We start from the raw sequence: 20,096 nt of genomic DNA, 5'->3' as shown, positions 1-20,096 counted from the left end.
TTGGGGATTAGTTAAAGGGAGGTTTAATCGTGAGTAGCTATGCACAGAAAAAAGGCTTCGGCGCGACTGTTTGGGACTATTTAACAACAGTAGACCATAAAAAGATCGCCATCCTTTACCTTATGGCTGGAGGATTCTTCTTCTTAGTCGGTGGATTAGAAGCTCTTATCATTCGTATACAGCTTGCTGTTCCTAACAATGACTTTGTTAGTGCTGGCTTATACAACGAAGTTTTAACAATGCACGGTACAACGATGATTTTCTTAGCGGCCATGCCGTTAATATTCGCATTCATGAATGCGGTTGTACCTTTACAAATCGGTGCTCGTGACGTTGCATTTCCTTTCCTGAATTCATTAGGTTTTTGGTTATTCTTCGCAGGTGGAGTTTTCCTTAACCTTTCATGGTTCTTAGGTGGGGCACCAGATGCCGGGTGGACTTCATATGCTTCACTCTCAATGGCATCTAAAGGACATGGGATTGATTTCTATGTACTGGGGTTACAGATTTCAGGTGCAGGTACATTAATAGGTGGGATCAACTTTCTTGTAACCATCATTAATATGCGTGCTCCGGGTATGACATATATGCGTATGCCTCTATTTACATGGACAGTATTTGTTACTTCGGCACTTATTTTATTCGCGTTCCCTGCTTTAACGGTAGGATTATTCTTAATGTTATTTGATCGTATGTTCGGATCGAATTTCTTTGATGTAGCGAATGGCGGTAACACCATTATTTGGGAGCATTTCTTCTGGATTTTTGGTCACCCTGAGGTATACATCCTTGTATTACCTGCTTTCGGAATTTTCTCGGAGATCATTCCACACTTTTCTAGAAAACGTTTATTCGGTTACTCATCCATGGTATTTGCGACCGTACTTATCGGTTTCTTAGGATTCATGGTTTGGGCTCACCATATGTTTACAGTAGGTCTTGGACCAATCGCAAATGCAATCTTTGCCGTTGCGACAATGGCCATTGCCGTTCCTACAGGTATCAAAATCTTTAACTGGCTCCTTACGATGTGGGGAGGAAGTATCAGCTTCACGACTCCAATGCTCTACGCAGTAGCGTTTATCCCTACTTTCGTAGCAGGTGGAGTAACCGGAATCATGAACGCAGCTGCAACAGCTGACTATCAGTTCCATGATACGTATTTCGTTGTTGCCCATTTCCACTACGTTATCGTTGGTGGGGTAGTATTTGCTCTATTGGCAGGTACTCACTATTACTGGCCAAAAATGTTCGGTACAATGTTAAATGATTTCTTAGGAAAAATCGCTTTCTGGTTATTCTTTATCGGATTCCACTTAACATTCTTTATTCAACATTTCCTTGGTTTAATGGGTATGCCTCGTCGTATTTGGAAGTTCTTACCTGGTCAAGGATTAGAAACAGGAAACTTAATCTCTTCTATTGGAGCAGGCTTCATGGGAGTCGCGGTAATTGTACTTCTTGTTAACGTCATCATGACTCAAGTCAAAGGGGTTAAAGTTTCTAATGACCCATGGGGAGACGGACGTACCATTGAATGGGCGATTCCATCACCACCACCATTCTATAACTTTAAGCAAACTCCGCTTATCCGTGGTTTGGATGCTTATTGGTTAGAAAAAATGGAAGGTAAAAAAGATTTGACACCGGCAGAACCTATCGGAGATATCCATATGCCGAATAACTCGATTTTACCGGTAATCATTTCACTTGGGTTATTCATAGCAGCATTTGGTGCTATGTATCATCCGGATGGTGATAAAGCATGGGCAATCCCTGTTCTGGTAATTGGAATGCTTATCACATTAGGTGCAATGTTCTTCCGTTCTGTAATTGATGATCATGGATATCATGTTCATAAAGAAGATTTAATGGATGATGATAAAGGGGGTAAGGCATAATGCATGCTGAAGAAAAATTCACGCCAAAGACCTGGCCAGCCTCCCCTGAAAAGGCAACCCTTGAGGGGAAAAACAAGTTTATGGGCTTTTGGTTTTTCCTTGGTGGAGAAACGGTTCTTTTCGGATCTCTTTTCGCAACATATTTAGCGCTTAAAGACAGAGTTCCCAGTGACAGTCATGCACTTGCTGCTGACATCTTTGATTTACCACTTGCATTTATTGCAACTATGTTACTTTTAACAAGTTCTCTTACAAGTGTTTATGCAATGTATCATATGAAGAACTATAATTTCCAACGCATGCAGGCTTGGTTATTAGTCACGGTTCTTCTAGGTGCAGCATTCCTTGGATTAGAGATTTATGAGTTTAATCATTACGTACATGAATACGGGCATACTTTTACTAGTAGTGCATTTGGTTCAGCCTTCTACACACTAGTTGGATTCCACGGAGGGCACGTAGCTTTCGGTCTTCTATGGATTGTAAGCTTAATGCTTCGTAACGCTAAACGTGGTCTAAACCTTTACAATGCTCCAAAGTTCTATTTAGCTTCTCTATACTGGCATTTTATCGACGTTGTATGGGTATTTATCTTTACAGTAGTATACTTAATGGGAATGGTGGGATAAACTGATGGCGAATCAACAATCAAATTCAGGTAACCCAAGTGTAGATTACGAATATCGTCGTAAGAAAAATGCAGAGGACATGAGAATGCAGGTTACATCCTTCATGTTAATGATTTTCTTAACATTGGTGGCGTTCATTGCAGTGGCAGGAGATTTTGATAAGTACTTTATTGTACCTTTCATCCTCTTACTTGCGGTCGTTCAACTAATTTTTCAACTTTATTACTTCATGCATATGAGTCATAAAGGACATGAAGCACCTGCATTGTTCCTGTACTCTGGTGCACTTGTTGCATTTATCACAGTGTTAGCATTTGTAACGATTGTATGGATCTAAAGAAAAAAGTCAGCCGGATGGCTGGCTTTTTTTGTTGTGCTGGAGTTCTTATGTGTTTGTCGGGCCTGTTCAAGCCGCTTCCGCTTTTCATTGTCCAGCTACGGGGCTTAGAGGCTCGAGGTCATAAGTCAAACATACCAAAAAGGCCAAGAGCGCCTTTCCGGTATGTTTGACTTATGCTTGTCGCCTCTAGGCGAAGCCCCTCCGCTTTTCATTGTCCAGCTCCAGCGGCTAGGCCCTCGAGGTCATAAGCCAATTCTGCCAAAAAGGCAAAAAACGCCTTTCCGGCAGAATCGTCTTATGCTTGTCGGGCCTGTTCAAGCCGCTTCCGCTTTTCTAATTGTCAAGAACTTGTCATTACCTTCCGTTGAAGTGGGGGAGGGTTGTCAGTATAATGGGGATAGGTGTTAAATGTGAAATGAGGTGAGCAAATGCCTTTGGGTATTTTTGGTTTTATGGCTTTATGGAGCCCATTCTTTATATTGGCTTTAGTATTTATTACGGTCGTGTATTTCTTGATCACTGTCAAATGGAGAGACGGCTTTAAAGAAAGTGAAAAATTGACCAGCAAAGAAGCCACTTATTTTATTCTGGCAATGGTCCTATTATATGGAATTAAGGGTTCGCCGGTGGAGGTACTAGGTACCATTTTATTTTCTGCTCATATGACTCAGATGGCGTTACTATATTTAGTGGTCACTCCACTGCTCGTATTGGGAATTCCTAAATGGGTCTGGAAAGCTGCAGTTGAGTTACCGGTGGTTAAGCAAGTATTTAAGTTTATGACAAAACCATTGATCTCTTTACTATCTTTCAATATCATCTTTTCGATTTATCATATCCCTCTAGTGTTTGATAATGTCAGAACTGATGCCACTCTTCACGGTTTGGCAACCGTTATACTATTCTTATTATCTTTATTTATGTGGTGGCCTTTACTAAATCCAGTGGATGACGATATTGACTTAAGCGGGCTCAAGCGTATTGGATATATTCTTGGGAGTGCAGTCTTATTGACTCCGGCATGCGGATTGATCATTTTTGCAGAGAATCCTTTATATGCCCCTTACTATGATCCACAGGAGTTTCTTAAAGCGTTGGCACTATGTGTACCTGTTAACACTCTGGAAGGGTTGACGCTGACTGGTCCGGAGCTATTTACGGATATGTCTACACAAAATGATCAACAGCTTGGCGGAGTGATCATGAAGATTGTTCAGGAAATTGTATTTGGAGTTATGTTGTTCAACCTGTTTTTTCAATGGTATCGCCAAGATCAGGAGAAACAAGAAAAGCTCTCCTATGATCCCGTTGATCCTAAGTTGACAGAACAGTAAAGTATGAAGGGATGATGAACGTCATTCCTCTGATTACATAGCATATTATCTTTAGAAAAGAGAGGAACAGAGATGGGTTTACCTATTTTACCTACCATTAGTACCACCTTTATCGTGTTGAGTGCAGTCACAGTTGCAATTGGCTGGTGGCAGATTAAACAGAGAAGGATTGAGCAACATCAAAAAACCATGACACTTGCAGGTGTTTTTGCGCTTATTTTTTTCATTATTTATATGAGCAGAACGATTTTTGTTGGAAACACGTCCTTTGGCGGCCCCGATAGCATCAAGATTTATTATACGATTTTCCTTGTTTTCCATATAACATTGGCCACAACCGGGGCAGTATTTGGCTTGATGAGCTTGTGGACGGGCTATAAAGACCGTTTAGCAAGGCACCGTAAGCTGGGGCCGATTACGAGTTTTATCTGGTTCTTTACGGCTATTACAGGAGTCGCTGTGTATCTGCTTCTTTACGTATTCTATAAAGGCGGAGAAACAACCTCAGTCATTCGGGCCATACTCGGATATTAAACAAAAACCTATTATGTGAACAATCACATAATAGGTTTTTTTTGACTATTAAAAGGTGTTTTACTAAAGGGAATGGTAGAAGGACCGTCGAATGTAGAAATAGTAGAAGGGAGCAGATAGATTATGATTACAAAATTGAATCACGGGCAGTTTGAAGAATCGTTACAGTTATCCGAATATGCGTTTCAATATGTAGTACCAAGTGAAGACAGGAAGAGACGCCTTCAACAGACCAAAGATCATACTGTGTATGGAATATATGAAGAAGAGAACTTAGCTGCGAAGCTTCATTTGATCCCGCTCCAAGTACAACTGGGTGAACATGTGTATCCGATGGGAGGTATTGCCGGTGTCGCCACCTATCCGGAGTTCAGAAGAAGAGGGTATGTGCGCCAATTAATGAATCATTCATTACTGAAGATGAAGGAAGATGGCACATTCCTATCCATGCTTCATCCATTTTCCATTGATTTCTATCGGAAATTTGGATGGGAAGTATTTGCATCTTTCCACAAGGTACAGCTTGAGAAGAAGGATCTTGTACCATTAAAGCCATACAATGGCCAAATCAGGAGATTTAAGAAGGATACATACCCAAATGAATTGGAATCGATTTATGACCGCTATGCGGAGCAGCATAACGGGATGCTGGTACGTTCAAAAAACTGGTGGAGGGAAAGGAGCATCACCAATCTGTGGATAGCGATATATTATAACGATGCAGGGGAAGCAACCGGGTACCTTACTTATGAAGTGAAAAAGGAAAAGATGAAGGTGGAAGAGTTTGTTCCACTGACAAGTGATGCAAGAATTGGTTTATGGAACTTCATTTGTCAGCATGACTCCATGGTGAATGAAGCTGAACTTATATTGAACCCCTGTGAAGTGTTACCTTATATGTTGAAGGACCCAAGAATTAAAGTGGAGAAGCACCCATACTTCATGGCAAGAATCGTCGATGTAGAAAACTTCTTGAAGAGATATGTAAAAGAGATCGATTTTCCGTATCAACTTGAATTCTCCATTACGGATTCGACAGCGGCTTGGAATAACAGCACTTTTATTCTTAATAAAAATGAAGTGGTGGTTGGTGAAAAGATTGAGGCACCGATTTCGCTGGACATCAAAGCTTTCACGGCATTGATCTTTGGAGTGCATACCCCAGAGGAGCTGCTCCAAATGGGAAAACTTCCGGCTGGGGAGGAGGATTTTCATAAGCTCCAATCCTTATCCCAGGGCAAGCCTCCATTCTTTTACGATTTCTTTTAAGAGAAAATAAAGTATAAAAGACCAATTCCCTGCGAATGGGAATTGGTCTATTTTCATAACTTGAAATTCGTTTTTATAATACCAGCCTCTTTAGCCGAATTAAACACGATCAGGATGAGCGGCCCGATAATAAAGCCCAATACACCAAAGAGTTTTAGGCCGAGGTACATGGCGATTAATGTAGCAAGCGGGGATAAACCAATGTGGGTACCCATTACTTTAGGCTCTACTGTTCTTCTTATGATTAGAAGAATGGCTGCCAATACTGCGAGTTGAGTTCCTAAAGCGATATTTCCTGTCAGCAGATGGAAAATAGCCCATGGTGCCAAAACGACGATTGATCCTATCAAAGGAATAAAATCAATCACCCATATGATAATCGACATCACGATCGCAACTTCTGGAGCAATGAATAGAAGTCCAATCAAGGAAACGACAAAGATGATGATACTCACCAGGAATTGTGCTTTAAAGAATCCAAAAATAACATAGGTGAGTCGGGAAGTCATAAACGCCACTTTCTCTGCTGTTCTTTCTGTCAGGTGACCATAAATGGATTTCTTAATTCGAGGTAAGTCCAACATGAAAAGAAAGAGAGCAATTAAGTATACAAGAAAACTCACTAAGTAATTGGGTATATAAGATAAAAACACACTTATCTTTTCAATATTGACAGAGTTAAGAATCTTCGTCTTTCCACTATTTAAAAAGCTTTGTACGTCTTCACTGAAGCTTCTCACTAGTTCATCAGGAAGATCCTCTGTCGCATTCAGCAGGCGATCCTCGTAATCAAGCCAAATATCGCTTAATTGGTTTACATATTTAGGTGCATCTTCTATCAGCTTAATACCTTCACCAACGACTTTTGTAGTAACGAAGAACGAGGATACGCTTATAAGTAGCAGGAACAGAATAAAAACTGAAAGTACCGCCATTCGGCGTTTTGCAGAGAAACGATTTTGTATAAAACTAACGGCAGGCTCAAGGAAAAGAGCTGTTATAATCGCAGTAATCAAGGGGACTGAAACAGGTAATATAAAAAAAGCAACTATAGCCAGTATTAAGATGATAAGTGTGATCATTAAAACTTTTTTCGTGAAAAACTTGGACAATGGTGTACCCCTTTCTAACAGAAACCTATTACTATCATTATATGAGAGAATGAGAAGAATGAACAGTAGGAAGAAAGTGAAATTCCGAAGGTTTTACATCTATTTATATTAGAGTCCAAGCGTATCTAGAATAGGGCACTTAGTGGAGTTTGGATAAATGCTGAATGGATGATAGAGAAAAGACTGTCCGAAGATAGACAGTCTTTACATAAACTGATATTACCAGGCAAAGTTCGTTGCTTCTTTTTTAACATCTGCAATAAGTTTTTCACAAGAAGTGATCAGATGTTTAGGGAATTCTTCACCTTCACCGTATTCTATACCGTGTGGATAGTAATGTTTTCCTAATAATGGAGTCATAAGTTGAATAACGGCGTCATGCTTTCCGATATCTCCCTCAGTAGCAAGACCTTGGATTCGTAAATAGAAGATTCCTTCCCTGATTTCGAATTTACGATCGTACGTGACTCTTTCATAATCCCATTGACCTGCACGAACAAGTCCGTGAGATTCCATAATCTCGTCTAACCGGTTTAAGTCCACTTTTAAGCTTTCAAATTCAGTTCCTTCAAAACGCATAAAAATTCCCTCCTATATTGTCCGGCATGAGGACTTAAGAGCCCTGATGCTTTTCGTATGGTAGAAGCATTTATATCGGTGTATGTACAATGATACTAAATGCGGTATTTCTCATTCTTAATAATAGTGGAAAAACCTTTATCTTGCAATGTCTTCAATCATTTGAATTTGTCATTTTTAAAAAAATGAATATCCTGCAGGAGAAAGTGAAAGATATAGGAAGGAATTCGGAACGTATGAGGAGGATCCAAATGACAAAAATCAGGGACATGATGACAAAGGATATTGAAACTTGTTCGTTACTGGACAATGTGTATGAGGTTGCTTTAAAAATGAAAGAACACAATGTAGGATCCATTCCCATCGTGGATGGTGAAAAGATTGTGGGAATGATGACAGACAGGGATATCGTCCTCCGCTGTATTGCTGAAAAACATCCTGCTTCTTCAAAAGTAGAAGATATCATGAGTCAACACCTAATAACCGTAGGACCTGACACCGAAGCATCAGAAGCGGCCAACATCATGGCTGAGCATCAGATACGAAGACTTCCAGTTGTCGAGGGAGATCGATTGATCGGCATGATAACTTTAGGGGATTTTGCTATAAGGGATTCTCTGGGCAGACAGGCCTACGTTGCGTTAGAAAATATATCCGAATCAAACTTCAGAAATAAACCGTTTTAATCTCGAGGGGATGATCCAAACAGGATCATCTCTATTTCATTTGGTTCTAGAAACCTTTCCCCACCCGAGATTCATTTGTTTTAGAAGGAATGAAAATATGCTATCCTTTATACTAGACTGAAGTTTTTGAATCATAAACAATGGTATAATAATTCTAGTATATGTGGCATATCCTGATAGAGAAAGTAGAGAGGAGGGAAATTTCTGAGAACCGTTTTGCGTATTTTGATCATTCTTGTCATTATTTTATTTATTGGTATTTATCAAGGTCAAAAACAAGAAAATGAGCCTCTTAAAGGACCAGAAACCCAAACTCTTAAAGAAGACAACGAAAACCAATTAAATCAATCAATCGAAGCTCCAGGTGAACGACCTGCATCAGGTTTATCAACTTGGATTGGCAAAGATACGAAAAAGGTAACTGAAGCTTTTGGAGACCCAGAGCGGGTCGAACCAAGCTCCTATGGGTATGAATGGTGGATCTACCCGATATCGGATAAACAATACATACAAATGGGCGTTAACAATCATAAAGTCGTTACGTTGTTTGCCATTGGGAATCAGGTGGATGTGGCTCCTTATAAATTGGGACAACGTTTAGAAGACATTTACCGTTTTACCATTGTGGATTCTGAAATCGTTGTAAATGACGAATCAGGTGCTTATCAGTTTGAATTAAATGAAGAAGACCTGAATACCCGGCTTCTCGTAACCCTTGGAGATATTTATGCCCAGCTTTATCTGGACAAATTCACAGGAAGACTTACGAGTATCCGCTTTCTTGATAGTCAAACACTGATCGAGATGCATCCATATGAAATGATGTATAGAGGGGAATTGGCTGAGGAACAAGAGCCAAGCGAGGACGAATGGGATCAAGTGAATAGTGCGAGTGAACAGCAGATTTTTGATATTACAAATGTAATCAGACATCAATTCGAAGCAGATATACTAAAATGGGATGAAGAAACGGCAATGGTAGCAAGGGGTCATAGTCAAGAAATGTATGAAGAAGATTATTTCTCACATGATTCACCCACCTTCGGGAACCTATCTGAGCGTCTGGAAAGTGAAAATGTTATGTTCAAGACTGCAGGGGAAAACATCGCTTCCCAGTACTCGGACGCTCCAGAAGCCGTTCATGGCTGGCTGAATTCAGAAGGCCACCGAAAGATTCTACTGGAACAACAATTCACCCATCTTGGCGTAGGGGTATATAAAAGGTACTACACACAAAACTTTATAGAGAAATTTGAAGACAAAGAATAAAAAGGTTGATTCCCTTATGTCTCAGGGAAACAACCTTTTTTATTGATAAAAGTTTACCGTTTCTTTTTGAAAATAAAAAACGAGCCGGTAGAATGAGCAACAATCTTACCGTCTGAACTGATAACTTTCCCGTCCACTACAATGGTCTTGCTTCCTTGATGAACGACAGTAGCATGAGCAGTTAAACGGTCTCCTATCCCTGGTGCCAAGTAGTGAATGTTTAAATTTGTCGTTACAGCTCCATATCCTTCTGGAAGCATCATATTGGCTAATGTGCCCATAGCGGAGTCCACTAAAGTAGCGGTTACTCCTCCGTGAACGATCTGCAGTGAATTATGTGTAACGGGCGTAATCGGAATACTTATTTCGAAATTCCCGTCTTTCACTTCGCGGTCCATGGCAAATATTCCGCCTATGATTGATCCATTTTCATTGTCTTTCTTACGTTTAACTCCTTCGAGAAGCTGTTTCAAGATTAGAAGATCCTCATCCGATGCTCCTGTAAGACATTCATCAAACAACTGTTGTACCTGTTCTTTCATTTTCATACATCCTTTTCTTTATTCACAGCCAAAACATTCATTGGGTACTGTAAAATCAACGTTAATATACATGTAAATATTACTACAAAAAGGAATGTATCACCATTCTTTTGAATCCTTCATAAAGTGTAGTAGGTAGATGCCTGTAATGGAGGTGTTCATATAATGGGTAAATCACTACACCCTAAGGTAAAAGAGTTTAAAGGATTTGTGAGAAAGCATCCGAAAATTGTGAAAGATGTGCGTAATGGTGATGCCAATTGGCAGGATCTCTTTGAAGACTGGTACTTACTGGGGGAAGATGATACAAGGTGGGATAAGTATAAAGACGAAGCCGCGAAAGAATCAAACCCAACCAACCAAGGAAGTAAAAGCGGCTGGATGGATCAGGTTGGAGATATGGTGAAAAAAATGGACGCTAATCAATTGCAACAACATATTAACAGCTTAAGTGAGGCCTTGGGAGCAGTACAAGGAGTACTTAGTCAATTTCAGTCAAATAACAATAGAGGATCAGGGACAGCAACCAAAACTGAAACACCATCTAAACCCTCCCATCCATTTTCATTCCGGAAAGATTAGGAGGGTGACTAAAGATGCGAGCGGACATTATTGAGTATATTTATACCAAAGAAGATCTGAAATTATTTTTAAGAGATCAGCCACAGTGGTATCGTACACTTTCTCGAAATCCCAATGAATTAGAGAAATTCGAAATTGCGTCGATTAACCATTTTCAAAAAACGATTCCTCATCGAGTACAAAAATTCTCAAACGGAGTCCAAATGGCCTCCATGATGATCAGTATGTTCCAATCAATGAATAGTGCCGAGAGTTAGGCACTATTTTTTTGTGTGAAAGTCCAAAAAAAGTTTTGAGTAAAAAGAGAAACGGTTGGGCAAGGCTATTAGTAAGGAGTGGTGTACACGATGAAGAAAATCATATTTCTATCCATTGCGTTACTTATGTTATTAAGCGGCTGTAAGGAAAAAATGCCTGAACCGGAAAGCTTTACGTTTACTAAAAAAGTTGAAGCTGCGAAATCTGAGGAAAAGCCTCTTTCCATCAAACATATGGTACAAGGAAGTCAAGTGTATATTGAATGTATCGTTCCCAATGTAACATTCACATCAGAAAAAAGCGGAGCGAAAAAAGGAAAGATCGTCGTTCGTTCAAATACCGGCAATTTGTATAAGGAGTATCATACAGCCGCCTTTGTTGTAAAAGGGTTACCAAAAGGTGTGCATCTTCTCAACGTTGAAATAGTAGGGACGAATAACAAACCGTTAGGGATGGAAAAACAGTTTTATGTGACGATTCAATAATCATTGTTTCTTAATGTCCGTCGTGAAAATATTTTTTCACGGCGGTATTTTATGGGGATAAATACATCACTGGATAAAGTGGATACAACCAAAAAATTCAATTTACATATTCGCTTCCTTGCGTGAAACGTGGTAAAATATCGTTACGGAGGTGAGCGTTATGCTTGCTACTATAGAAAGAATGGAAATATTGGATTCAGCTGATGAATTATCTCAGTGGATTTTAGAATCTGATGTGGCAGAAAATTATCGTAAGTCTTTATATAAACTTCGCAACAATTCTGAAACTCAACGAAAAGTACAAACCTTTTCGCGAATGAAAGAAAGTTACGAAGAAGTTCAACGCTTCGGTCGTTACCACCCGGACTACAAAACCATCATGAAAGAAATCCGTGAAGTGAAAAGAGAAATGGACCTTGATGAGAATGTAGCGGAGTTCAGAAGAGTGGAAAACGAGCTGCAGGATCTGCTTGATCAAGTGAGCCTGCTAATTGGACATTCCGTGTCTAAAAATGTAAAGGTTCCTTCAGGGAATCCTTTCTTCTCAAGCGGAGGATCATGCGGGGGAGGCTGCGGTTCTGGCGGAAGCTGCGGTTGTTCAGCCTGATCATATGGAAAGAAGAGCGGACAATGTGTCTGCTCTTCTTTTCATTTTGTGGTATTGATCCTTATTCCTTACTGTCTTAACCGAACACAGTCCACACAGAGGTTCCCGCAGCAAAACATTTTTTCCTGGGGGACATAGAACCGATGCCGATATACATACAATGATACTTCTTCCCTGAAAAAAATCGTATCAGAATGCAGTCTCTTTCCCCGCATCGCTCTAGCCGACCATTTTTTAATGGAGTACTCGATGTCACTCTTCTCTTTCTTGGATCTTATATAGATAAATGGGATGCCTGCGCTCGATTTCACATGCGCATCTTCAATCCCGTCCTCTTGTCGAAGTTGATCGATAAAAAAGTCCCAAATCATATTCAAATCCATGGTGACCCTCCGTTCTGTCCTTCATAATGTAGTATTCACTGTACGCTTTGTTTAAATGAAAGTTCACACCATTACGTATTGCTTACCGCCACATTATTATGCTAGACTTATAAAAAAGTGATTCCTAGAGGGGAAACTATATGTTAACAGAGAGACAAGGTTTAGTTGTTTGGTTACATAGTTTGAAGCATGCCAAGTCCCTGAGGCGATTTGGGAATGTTCACTATGTTTCGAAGAAAATGAAATATGTTGTACTTTATTGTAATCAAGATGAAATCGACACGGTAATGGAAAGAATAGCTGCCTATTCCTATGTGAAAAAGGTAGATCCTTCGCATAAGCCATTTATTAAGTCTGTTTTTGAAAATTCCCGCCCGGATAAGGCAAAGGAATATGATTACAAAATGGGATTTTAATGTTTGCTGCCAAAGAGAGTTATTTTGGCAGCTTTTTTCTTAGGGGTGATACATCTCCCCTAAGAAAAAAGCTGCACGATTAACCTCATTTATTGTAAAGGCAGTATATAATGATTTAATCGCAATATCGCGATCAGATGCTGATAGTACAATGCTTTTTCCGGATAGAGAGTGGAGGGTTTCACATCCATTTGGATGATGACCCTGTCTAATTCCTTAGCCGTTTCTTCAAAAAGGGAGTAGCGCTGGTTTGGTGTGATATTCGGATTTGGAATTCCTTCCCGGCAAACATAAATGGCTTGGAATTTGCCCTGTTCTGTAGGTTTCATCACGAGCGCCAGGGATGATACGGCACGGTTATTAACAATAGTATGAAATGCCATCATATGCTGCAAGCGCTCTTTATTGGTTTTTGCAAGCTCCATTAGTTCATAAATATCTGAATATCCTTCTCCTAATTCAATAAAACGTTGAATCATTCATTCAATCTCCTTTTCTTACCGAGTTTATCAATTCCTTATTATTTCAAACATATAGTGATAAGTAAAGATTCAAAATAACTTATAGGGGTGATCGTGATGGTATGGTTATTTCTATTTATCGTCCTGGGATTATCATGTTTGTATGTTATTGGCGGGAGACATGAAAAGAAAGAAATTGAATTAAAGAATAGTGATTCTTTTATCGTGACCGCCATTTTGTCTACGCTTGCGGCGCACGGAATTCTATCTCTGGTAGAGGAGGATGAATGGCAAAACTCTACGCTTCAAGATTTACAAGAAACTCTTTTAAGTAATGGCTTGGTGGATAAAAATGAATGGGATCATATGCTTGCAGATCATTTAAACCAAGCTTCTTTTCCCGCAGACAGTAAAGACCTTGATTTTGGTTAAATGATTGGAAATAATCTAAAAATATTCAACCATTAGCTGCCGGAATCTGCTATTCTTTATGTAACAGACGGAGTCAAGGAGTATAGTATGAAACGCACCCTATTTACATTTGGACTACTTATGATTTTGATTAGTTCCAGCATTCTTTTCTTTCAATGGATGGGATTCACAACAGAAAGTGCCGAAGAGTCTGGGGCTGTAAAGGTAAATCAATCTTATTCCATCACACATGAGGAAAACACATTTTTTGTGACACAAACCCTTCATTTCTTATCAACAATCCCTAAACAAATAACCATTCAATGGCCAAGTGATGCAAAGGATTTTTCATGTGTAAATGACAGAGGGGATAAGTGTTTAACGAAAGAAAATGGAGAATTCCAATTAAGTAATCTCTATAAAGACCTTAAAGAGATCACGATTACCTATTCATTCGAGCAGCAGACCAAAACAGAAGGTATGTTAGTGAAAGATTGGCACCCTGCACTATCTTCTATCGAAACGTTAAATACAGATATTCACATAACAGAAAAGAGTTTGAGGACTGGGAAATGGGTAGCAGGATATAAATCTGCCAGCCATAAAAAAAAGAACTATATCGATTATTATTCTTTCATTGGTCGGGGGGAGCCTTCCGCATTATACTGGACAGGAAATCCACTGATGGAGAAAGCTTCATCTACAGTGAGAATGTTGTACGATCGGACTGACATAAAAGAGGCTGAGGCAGTCCAACCAGGTTCATTTGAAGGATTTGTGACCGTCATCATCACGGATAAAATCCAGCACTATGTATCTCCATATTTGATTGTGAGGAACACAGCTGATATGGAGCTGCTGAATGAACTGAAAGGGAGCTTACTGTATCAACAGTATTTTTCCACTGATGAAGAGGCTTGGCTTAAAGAATTTATCGTTAGCATCCTTTTGGGGAAACAACCGCACACTTCAAAATCTGCATGGGCTTATAAAGAAGTAATGGAAGGACTGACCTCTTCCCAATTGGATGCATTTAAACGGAGGATGGAAGAGGACAAGACCAAAACCGTTGATGCAACAAAATTAGATATGATTTTAGGAAAAGTTACAGGCTTTGACTCTACATTTTTTACTGAAAGTGTAAATGGAAAAGAGAATGTCCCAATGATTCTTAAAAGCAATAATCCTGTACTCCTCAACAAAAATTCACATAACCTGTCTTACATATTGTATAAACAGAAAGAACTTATTCAATTTCCACAAGCAGTTTCGGCTTTGGGGCTGGACATTCAAGAGATAAAGCCAAACGTATTTTTCACATCGTTGAATGGAAATACATTCAGGTTTTATGTGAATGAAGATTATTTTATTTATAATGAAGAAAATTACGGCTTATTAACGAATCCCATCCAAACGGTTGGGGGTTCCATTTATATGGATGTTCACTGGTTTGAGAAATTGTTCAAGGTAGAAGTGATGAATAAGGAAGCTTCCAACAGAGATGATGAAAGAACGTAAAAAGCCCTGCAGAACTTTCTGCAGGGTCCTTCTATATCCATTTCTGGAAAGAAGGCAAAGGGAGAGGAGAAACCGGAGGAAGAACTTATGGGGAATCGTAAGTCTTCTCCGCGGTTGGCAACAACATCAGTTAGGATGCTGTTACTTCCATTATCACCTATCAAAATGATTTTATACATGTTTTGGGGCAATTTCAGTATGTAGCGATATCTGTCGAGATATGATAGGATAGTGAAGAAAAAATACATATATGGTGGATGATTATGAGAGTAATATCAGGAACGTTAAAAGGAAGACCGTTGAAAGCTGTTCCTGGCAGTGGGACACGGCCGACAACAGATAAGGTGAAAGAGTCTATATTTAATATGTTAGGTCCCTATTTTGAAGGGGGTACAGGATTGGATTTATTTGCAGGAAGCGGTGGACTAGGAATAGAAGCCCTGAGTCGTGGACTCCATTCTGTGATTTTCGTGGACCGTGATGCAAAAGCATTTCAAACCATTAAGGCAAACCTCCACGATTGTGACCTGGTGGAGCAAAGCGAAGTATATAGGAACGAAGCAACAAGGGCGTTAAAGGCAATTTTAAAAAGAGAGATAACCTTTGATTATATATTCCTGGATCCTCCTTATAAACAGCAGAAGCTTCAACAACTCCTGGAATTCATCGACGAGCACAATCTTCTGAATGAAAGCGGTTACGTCATGTGTGAACATGACTCGGAGATTACACTGGGAGATAGAGCCGGGTGCTTGGAGAAAGTAAGGGAAGAAACGTATGGAATCATAAGAATCTCCATTTTTTCCAAGGGGAACGAAGGAAGAAACGATAAATAGGGGGTAATATAATGACGAGCATTGCAGTTTGTCCGGGTAGTTTTGATCCCATTACATATGGACATTTAGATATCATTACACGGGGTGCGAAAGTTTTTGATCAAATTTATGTGGTGGTCTTAAATAACTCTTCTAAACAATCACTATTCTCTGTAGAGGAAAGAATTGAATTGATTCGTGAGGTTACGGGAGACATTCCTAATGTAGTTGTCGATTCTTTTCAAGGGCTCTTAGTTGATTACGCAAAGAAAGTGAATGCGAAAGCAATCATTAGAGGATTGCGTGCGGTATCAGACTTTGAGTATGAGATGCAGATTACGTCAATGAACAGGGTTTTAGAAGATGATATCGAGACGTTCTTCATTATGACGAATAATCAATATTCTTTCTTGAGCTCGAGTATAGTAAAAGAAGTGGCTAAATATGGAGGCAACATATCCGAATTAGTGCCGAAACGGGTGGAAGAATCATTAAAGGAAAAATTTAGTGATTTAAATAAGCCCCAATAATGAATACAGGGTTGATCCAAGTGTGCAGACAATACCCTTCTCAGTTTGTGAGAAGGGTATTGTCATAGCCAAAGGGATCAACCCCATTCTTTATTTTTAATCTTTTCTTCTTACATACAGAACAATATAGAGAATCAAACTGAATATCGTGATGACTGGACCTGCTGTCTTAAACCAATACAGCATTTCCGTCCAGAATGCATTGTTTTTCATGGCGAATACAGGTATGGCATTGGAGAGCTGCTCATCGGAAAATCTCTCGTATATCGGTTTCCAAATGATGATGGTCGTGACGGACGCGGCTATTCCATGAACAAATCGGGCATAGAAAAAGGGCTTGAACCGGATATCGGTTTCTGCTAATATGCTTGCCACTTGCGCTTGGACGCTGAACCCACTGAACCCCAATATAAAACTTGTAATAATGGCTTGATGAAGCAGAGTAGCTTCATTTACTCCACTTGTCAGCTTAGAGCCTAACGTGATTTCAAACAAGCCTGAAATAAAAGGAATGCTTAATTGTTCTGGTAATTGCAGCAGAATAAATAGAGTTGAAAAGGCTTCTGCAATAAAGGTTGTAATATGCAAGTGATAAAGCATTTTATTGATGACCGAAAATAAGATAATGAAACCACCGATCATCAGTAAGGTTTGAATGGAAGAGGTGACAGCATCTCCCAAAAGTTTCCCTATAGGGCGCTTATCTTGCAGTCTGGTGCGATGAAGAGCAGAAAAGGCTTCCCGAATGATAAAGCCTTTTTTCCCGGAAGAACGATTTCTCAATTCTTCCTTCTCTTCTCCACCATAGAATCTCATGACGACACCTACACAGATGTTTCCAATATAATGAGCGGCAGCTAAAACAATTCCGAGGGTAGCATTTTGAAAGAACCCAACCGACACAGCTCCAAATATGAATAAAGGATTGGAAGAGTTCGTGAAGGAAACAAGGCGTTCCGCTTCCAATTTCGTGATTTGTTCTTCCTGCCTCAGACGGGCCGTCAGTTTGGCTCCCGATGGAAATCCTGAGGCCATTCCCATTGCCCACACAAACCCGCCGACCCCTGGGACCCGGAATAGTGGCCTCATCAAGGGTTCCAGCATGACTCCGATAAATCTGACTACACCAAAACCAATCAACATTTCTGACACGATGAAAAATGGCAATAACGAGGGGAATACGATCTCCCACCACATATCTAATCCCCGGATGGAGGCCTCAAGAGATTCTCCCGGCATTATGATGAGAGATGCCGCAAATAAAGTCACGCTCATCGATAAAGCCAAGGTTTTGATTTTCGATTTGTACAACCGGACTTCCCCCTCTTATGAAATAGTACCTTCTATATCAATTCCTTGTGAATCGGGAAAAGAATGATAAAATGGGATTAATTCAACTTGTCCTCATATTATTCAATATACTCATACATAATTGAAATAGACCATATGATGAAATGTACCGATAACTCGGCAAAAGGGGGAAGGGCATGGACAGACCCAAAATTGGATTAGCCCTCGGCTCGGGTGGGGCAAGAGGATTTGCACATTTAGGGGTTTTAAAGGCATTTGATGATGCAAAGATCCCTGTAGATATGATTGCAGGAAGCAGTATGGGGGCTCTTGTGGGCTGCTTTTATGGGGTAGGGCATAAGATGGAAGACCTTTACAAGCTTTCCACCACCTTCAGAAGAAAATATTATTTAGACTTTACCGTTCCGAAGATGGGCTTTATTTCGGGTAAGAGGATAAAAGAATTCATTCAGCTTTTTACACATAATAAAAATATTGAAGATTTAAATATTCCCATAAGTGTTGTTGCCACAGATATTACAAATGGAGAAAAAGTGGTGTTTACGACCGGCCCTATCTCAAGTGCGGTCCGGGCAAGTATTGCGATCCCGGGTATATTTGTACCTGAAAGAATAAACGGCCGCTTACTAGTGGACGGAGGAGTCATTGACCGGGTACCTGTTTCGGTTGTTAAAGAGATGGGTGCTGACATCGTCATCGGCGTCGATGTATCTCATGTAAAAAGGAATGCTGAAATCACAACGATTTATGACGTGATTATGCAAAGCATCGATATCCTTCAATTAGAAATCGTCGCACACCGTGAATTTGCTTCTGACTTTATGATCAGACCCCATGTGGAAATGTATAGCACCAGAGCCTTTAAAAATATTGATGAAATTATCGATATGGGGGAGGAAGAGGCGAAGAAGGTTATTCCTTCTATTCAGAAAGCTTTAGATAATTGGAAGGAGTAAAGAGCATGAAAACGAAAACATTAATCAGAACCTTAGTCATCATGACCATTATCATGGTTGCTACATCCTTTTATTATCTTCCCTTTTATGTAACGAAGCCGGGAGGGGCCCATGAACTGGATCCGATCGTAGAGGTGAAGAATGGCTATGAGGACGAAGGTGAATTAATGCTTACAACCGTCAGGATGGGAAGAGCAAATATCTATGCCTATCTTTTGGCCAGCTTAAAAAAGTACGAATATATCTTTCCGGTTGAGGAAATCAGAAGTCCTCATGAAAGTGACGAGGAGTATAATCTTCGTCAACTGCACCTTATGGCTGACTCTCAAAACCATGCCATTGAAGTGGCCTATAAAAAAGCGGGTAAATTCTATGAATACACCTACAATGGTATATATGTCTTGAATATTTACCCATCTATGCCGGCAGAAGAAGTCTTAATGCCTGGTGATCGTATTACGGCCGTTGATGGGAATACATTTCAATCTTCAGAGGAATTCATTGAATATGTCAGTAAGAAAAAAAGTGGGGATTCTGTGAAGATTACTTACGTTCGGGGTAAGGAAGAAAAGGTGGAAACGATTTCCTTGGAGGCTTTCCCTGATATGCCGGATAAAGTTGGTCTTGGAATTACGCTAAGTGACGATAAAGAAATCAAAACCGATCCCTCGGTGGAACTGGATACTGAAGAAATTGGTGGTCCTTCAGCAGGGTTGATGTTTAGCTTGGAGATTTACAATCAACTAACGAAGGATGACATTACGAAGGGTCATTCTATTGCGGGGACGGGTACGATTTCCGAAAAAGGGGAAGTAGGACGAATTGGCGGTATAGAGCAGAAGGTCATTGCTGCTGACAAAGCAGGGGCAGAATATTTCCTTGCTCCACATGAAACTGTTACTAAAGAAATGAAAGAAAAGTATCCTGAACTTGAATCGAACTATACTGCTGCCAAAAGGACTGCTGAAGACATTGGTACTGATATGAAGGTAATACCTGTGAAAACCTTTGATGAAGCATTAGCATTTTTACAAACATTAGCCAAATAGTCAAAGAGGCTGTCTTAGGTCAGCCTCTTTCTATTTGGCTCTTTTCGTAAAGTTTGTTGCTATTGTAGAGGAGAAAGTAATAGTTGATTTCCGCTCCAGGATGCTCGCTTTCCGCGGGG

25 protein-coding genes are annotated in these 20,096 nt (G+C 39.9%); 19 read left to right on the top strand and 6 right to left on the bottom strand.

The genetic code is table 11. The features are described 5' to 3' along the window. Positions 1–29: 29 nt before the first annotated feature. The 6 genes from ctaD to ACIFOD_RS01755 all read left to right on the top strand — a co-directional run bounded on the left by ctaD (position 30) and on the right by ACIFOD_RS01755 (position 6,007). The gene (ctaD, locus tag ACIFOD_RS01780; protein ID WP_148968622.1) at positions 30–1,901 is read left to right on the top strand and encodes a cytochrome c oxidase subunit I; all 1,872 of its coding nucleotides are present in this window, start codon (positions 30–32) and stop codon (positions 1,899–1,901) included. Then, on the top strand, positions 1,901–2,530 hold the full coding sequence (locus ACIFOD_RS01775) for a cytochrome (ubi)quinol oxidase subunit III (protein WP_397553908.1): 630 nt from the start codon (positions 1,901–1,903) through the stop codon (positions 2,528–2,530). Before ctaD ends, ACIFOD_RS01775 begins: the two co-directional genes overlap by 1 nt. A gap of 4 nt (positions 2,531–2,534) precedes the next feature. Further along, complete coding sequence (ctaF, locus tag ACIFOD_RS01770) at positions 2,535–2,867, top strand: cytochrome c oxidase subunit IVB (RefSeq protein ID WP_044337517.1); 333 nt, start codon at positions 2,535–2,537, stop codon at positions 2,865–2,867. Between the two features lie 431 nt (positions 2,868–3,298). Then, entirely contained in the window at positions 3,299–4,204 is a 906-nt protein-coding gene (gene ctaG, locus ACIFOD_RS01765) for a cytochrome c oxidase assembly factor CtaG (RefSeq protein WP_324747991.1), read from the top strand. A gap of 72 nt (positions 4,205–4,276) precedes the next feature. Continuing rightward, the gene (locus tag ACIFOD_RS01760; protein ID WP_397553909.1) at positions 4,277–4,738 is read left to right on the top strand and encodes a DUF420 domain-containing protein; all 462 of its coding nucleotides are present in this window, start codon (positions 4,277–4,279) and stop codon (positions 4,736–4,738) included. Between the two features lie 123 nt (positions 4,739–4,861). Then, a complete protein-coding gene (locus ACIFOD_RS01755; RefSeq protein ID WP_430313266.1) occupies positions 4,862–6,007 on the top strand; it encodes a GNAT family N-acetyltransferase in 1,146 nt (381 codons plus the stop codon). 53 nt (positions 6,008–6,060) lie between these two features. Here the strand turns inward: ACIFOD_RS01755 and ytvI are convergent, their stop codons facing one another. Both ytvI and ACIFOD_RS01745 read right to left on the bottom strand, forming a co-directional pair. Further along, entirely contained in the window at positions 6,061–7,119 is a 1,059-nt protein-coding gene (gene ytvI / locus ACIFOD_RS01750) for a sporulation integral membrane protein YtvI (protein WP_430313265.1), read from the bottom strand. A 219-nt stretch (positions 7,120–7,338) separates the two neighbouring features. Further along, positions 7,339–7,698, bottom strand: a complete 360-nt coding sequence (locus tag ACIFOD_RS01745) for a YugN family protein (protein ID WP_113968337.1) — start codon at positions 7,696–7,698, stop codon at positions 7,339–7,341. Between the two features lie 251 nt (positions 7,699–7,949). Between ACIFOD_RS01745 and ACIFOD_RS01740 the strand changes: the two genes are divergently transcribed. Both ACIFOD_RS01740 and ACIFOD_RS01735 read left to right on the top strand, forming a co-directional pair. Continuing rightward, positions 7,950–8,384 carry a CBS domain-containing protein gene (locus ACIFOD_RS01740; protein ID WP_430313264.1) on the top strand — a complete coding sequence of 145 codons (435 nt, stop codon included), beginning with the start codon at positions 7,950–7,952 and terminating at the stop codon, positions 8,382–8,384. Between the two features lie 216 nt (positions 8,385–8,600). Then, a complete protein-coding gene (locus ACIFOD_RS01735) occupies positions 8,601–9,653 on the top strand; it encodes a CAP domain-containing protein (protein WP_430313263.1) in 1,053 nt (350 codons plus the stop codon). A 53-nt stretch (positions 9,654–9,706) separates the two neighbouring features. Here the strand turns inward: ACIFOD_RS01735 and ACIFOD_RS01730 are convergent, their stop codons facing one another. Beyond that, entirely contained in the window at positions 9,707–10,195 is a 489-nt protein-coding gene (locus tag ACIFOD_RS01730) for a PaaI family thioesterase (RefSeq protein ID WP_430313262.1), read from the bottom strand. Positions 10,196–10,360: 165 nt separating this feature from the next. On the opposite strand from ACIFOD_RS01730, the gene ACIFOD_RS01725 reads away from it, so the two are divergent. The 4 genes from ACIFOD_RS01725 (at position 10,361) to ACIFOD_RS01710 (ending at position 12,127) form a co-directional block, all read left to right on the top strand. After that, positions 10,361–10,777, top strand: a complete 417-nt coding sequence (locus ACIFOD_RS01725) for a YlbD family protein (RefSeq protein WP_397553915.1) — start codon at positions 10,361–10,363, stop codon at positions 10,775–10,777. Between the two features lie 14 nt (positions 10,778–10,791). Further along, positions 10,792–11,034 (top strand): YlbE-like family protein, encoded by a 243-nt coding sequence (locus tag ACIFOD_RS01720; RefSeq protein WP_430313261.1) that lies wholly within the window; start codon positions 10,792–10,794, stop codon positions 11,032–11,034. 90 nt (positions 11,035–11,124) lie between these two features. Next, on the top strand, positions 11,125–11,520 hold the full coding sequence (locus tag ACIFOD_RS01715) for a hypothetical protein (RefSeq protein WP_430313260.1): 396 nt from the start codon (positions 11,125–11,127) through the stop codon (positions 11,518–11,520). A gap of 160 nt (positions 11,521–11,680) precedes the next feature. After that, positions 11,681–12,127, top strand: a complete 447-nt coding sequence (locus ACIFOD_RS01710; RefSeq protein ID WP_113968331.1) for a YlbF family regulator — start codon at positions 11,681–11,683, stop codon at positions 12,125–12,127. A 68-nt stretch (positions 12,128–12,195) separates the two neighbouring features. Here ACIFOD_RS01710 and ACIFOD_RS01705 read toward each other — a convergent pair whose 3' ends face one another. Continuing rightward, the gene (locus ACIFOD_RS01705) at positions 12,196–12,510 is read right to left on the bottom strand and encodes a hypothetical protein (RefSeq protein ID WP_430313259.1); all 315 of its coding nucleotides are present in this window, start codon (positions 12,508–12,510) and stop codon (positions 12,196–12,198) included. A 140-nt stretch (positions 12,511–12,650) separates the two neighbouring features. Between ACIFOD_RS01705 and ACIFOD_RS01700 the strand changes: the two genes are divergently transcribed. After that, complete coding sequence (locus tag ACIFOD_RS01700) at positions 12,651–12,926, top strand: YlbG family protein (RefSeq protein WP_113968329.1); 276 nt, start codon at positions 12,651–12,653, stop codon at positions 12,924–12,926. Between the two features lie 89 nt (positions 12,927–13,015). Here the strand turns inward: ACIFOD_RS01700 and ACIFOD_RS01695 are convergent, their stop codons facing one another. Next, positions 13,016–13,405: a DUF7147 family protein gene (locus tag ACIFOD_RS01695; RefSeq protein WP_430313258.1), complete on the bottom strand. Its 390-nt coding sequence runs from the start codon at positions 13,403–13,405 to the stop codon at positions 13,016–13,018. A 99-nt stretch (positions 13,406–13,504) separates the two neighbouring features. Between ACIFOD_RS01695 and ACIFOD_RS01690 the strand changes: the two genes are divergently transcribed. From ACIFOD_RS01690 to coaD, 4 genes are all read left to right on the top strand, one after another. Next, entirely contained in the window at positions 13,505–13,819 is a 315-nt protein-coding gene (locus tag ACIFOD_RS01690; RefSeq protein ID WP_397553920.1) for a hypothetical protein, read from the top strand. An 87-nt stretch (positions 13,820–13,906) separates the two neighbouring features. Continuing rightward, positions 13,907–15,316 (top strand): hypothetical protein, encoded by a 1,410-nt coding sequence (locus tag ACIFOD_RS01685; RefSeq protein ID WP_430313257.1) that lies wholly within the window; start codon positions 13,907–13,909, stop codon positions 15,314–15,316. Positions 15,317–15,579: 263 nt separating this feature from the next. Next, a complete protein-coding gene (gene rsmD, locus ACIFOD_RS01680; RefSeq protein ID WP_430313256.1) occupies positions 15,580–16,152 on the top strand; it encodes a 16S rRNA (guanine(966)-N(2))-methyltransferase RsmD in 573 nt (190 codons plus the stop codon). Positions 16,153–16,163: 11 nt separating this feature from the next. Continuing rightward, entirely contained in the window at positions 16,164–16,661 is a 498-nt protein-coding gene (gene coaD / locus ACIFOD_RS01675) for a pantetheine-phosphate adenylyltransferase (protein ID WP_113968325.1), read from the top strand. A gap of 96 nt (positions 16,662–16,757) precedes the next feature. Here coaD and ylbJ read toward each other — a convergent pair whose 3' ends face one another. Then, complete coding sequence (gene ylbJ, locus ACIFOD_RS01670) at positions 16,758–17,972, bottom strand: sporulation integral membrane protein YlbJ (RefSeq protein WP_397553923.1); 1,215 nt, start codon at positions 17,970–17,972, stop codon at positions 16,758–16,760. 176 nt (positions 17,973–18,148) lie between these two features. Here ylbJ and ACIFOD_RS01665 point away from each other — a divergent pair, with 176 nt between their 5' ends. Both ACIFOD_RS01665 and ACIFOD_RS01660 read left to right on the top strand, forming a co-directional pair. Continuing rightward, positions 18,149–18,928, top strand: a complete 780-nt coding sequence (locus ACIFOD_RS01665) for a patatin-like phospholipase family protein (protein ID WP_113968323.1) — start codon at positions 18,149–18,151, stop codon at positions 18,926–18,928. A gap of 5 nt (positions 18,929–18,933) precedes the next feature. Then, entirely contained in the window at positions 18,934–19,977 is a 1,044-nt protein-coding gene (locus tag ACIFOD_RS01660) for a SepM family pheromone-processing serine protease (RefSeq protein ID WP_430313255.1), read from the top strand. The last annotated feature ends 119 nt before the right edge of the window (positions 19,978–20,096 follow it).

The sequence above is a fragment of the Rossellomorea sp. NRS-1567 genome (assembly GCF_050467885.1).
GTDB lineage: Bacteria > Bacillota > Bacilli > Bacillales > Bacillaceae_B > Rossellomorea > Rossellomorea aquimaris_C.
This window is presented reverse-complemented; position numbering and strand designations above follow the sequence as displayed.